This is a genomic window from Streptomyces glaucescens (genome assembly GCF_002154375.1).
Taxonomy (GTDB): Bacteria; Actinomycetota; Actinomycetes; order Streptomycetales; family Streptomycetaceae; genus Streptomyces; species Streptomyces glaucescens.
This window is the reverse complement of record NZ_MUND01000842.1, coordinates 1-395: the sequence shown is the minus strand read 5'-3', so window position 1 is coordinate 395 and position 395 is coordinate 1. Positions and strand designations below refer to the sequence as shown.

Below are 395 nucleotides of genomic sequence, written 5' to 3'. Positions count from 1 at the left end.
GAGGCCCAGTTGCCAGGCCGGGGTCCAGACCTTCGGCCCGTCGTCCTCGCCGATCACCGGCCCGCCGCCCGGCACCGCGTTCAGGTCGGGCGCGAGCAGCTCGGTCTCCTCCAGCCAGCGCCAGGCCGCCTCCGCCAGCTCCAGGTCCGGCGCGGGCCCGCCCTGCTCGGCGGCCTCCGCCGCGACCTGCGCCATGCGCTCGCGCACCCAGTCCTGCCAGGGCTGGTCGTACGCCGTCAGGGACAGCCAGGTGTCCAGCTGGGAGACGACCCGGGTGCCGGGCAGCTCGCCGTCGGTGTCGGAAAGGAAGATGGTGAGCGCCAGCGCGTCCCGGCCCGCCCGGAACTCGAACGACGTCGGCGGCATGAGATCGCCGGTCCGCAGCAGTTCGTCGG

General features: G+C 74.9%; 1 protein-coding gene. It reads right to left on the bottom strand.

Features of this window, described 5'->3' with window-relative positions; all coding sequences use genetic code 11:
• Positions 1-395 (bottom strand): hypothetical protein (locus CCN42_RS38135; RefSeq protein ID WP_086741820.1); only part of this gene is annotated, 395 nt, incomplete at both ends.